The 665-nt window shown below is 69.5% G+C and carries 2 protein-coding genes; both read right to left on the bottom strand.

Features of this window, described 5'->3' with window-relative positions:
* Positions 1-2 precede the first annotated feature (2 nt).
* Positions 3-362: a hypothetical protein gene (locus A5780_RS17145; RefSeq protein ID WP_231982987.1), complete on the bottom strand. Its 360-nt coding sequence runs from the start codon at positions 360-362 to the stop codon at positions 3-5.
* A partial coding sequence (locus tag A5780_RS17140; protein WP_156769365.1) for a DUF5131 family protein occupies positions 350-665 on the bottom strand: 316 nt, incomplete at its 5' end. The genes A5780_RS17145 and A5780_RS17140, both read right to left, overlap by 13 nt.

Genomic DNA, 665 nt, shown 5'->3' with positions numbered 1-665 from the left:
TGCTACGGCGATTCCGGATCGTCGAGGTAGCGCCACCGGATTCGGGTGACCATCGAGTCCGGGGTGCAGCCGGTGTGGCTGCCGCAGAAGAACTCGCCGAACTGCGCCGGCGTCATCTCAGGGAAGCCCTCGGCGCGGACTTCTTCGTTCGTGATGGTGTCGAGGCGCTCGCGGCGCACGTCGAGAACTTCGACATCGACGATCCGGACGAGTGGTTCGCCGCGGCGGCGGCCCATCACCTTGCGGCACAGCGTGAGCCGGGTGCCGGGCTGCAGCATCAGCCAGCCCATACGGCGGGTGACGGTCTTTGTCCGGTCGCGGACCTGGGGTTCGGTGAGCGAGACCGACATCAGGCGTGGCATGAGGTGCTCCTGTTCTGCGGGTACTGGTTCCAGATCCGGCCGTCGAGTTCACGCCCGGCCGTTTTCGGGGTGCGGCCACCCCACTGCTTGAAGAAGAACGCGGTCCCGGCCTCGACGCACTGGTCGCGCAGGTCGCGCACCCAGTCCGCCTCGATCGGCCGGGCGTGGGGCCCGGATTCGCCGCCGACGATGACCCAGTCGATCGCCGGGATCGGCCGCCAGTCGGCGCAGCCGGGGCACCCGCATTCGAAGCGTTCGTCGTCGTCGGGCCACCGGCACCGGCACCCGTCCGGGCATCCGGTC

This window comes from Nocardia sp. 852002-20019_SCH5090214 (assembly GCF_001665865.1).
Classification (GTDB): domain Bacteria; phylum Actinomycetota; class Actinomycetes; order Mycobacteriales; family Mycobacteriaceae; genus Nocardia; species Nocardia nova.
This window is presented reverse-complemented; position numbering and strand designations above follow the sequence as displayed.

What these genes read in the sequence shown, in the direction of transcription:
- A5780_RS17145 (WP_231982987.1), bottom strand. Translation starts at nt 362, where the DNA reads ATGCCACGCCTGATGTCGGTCTCGCTCACCGAACCCCAGGTCCGCGAC.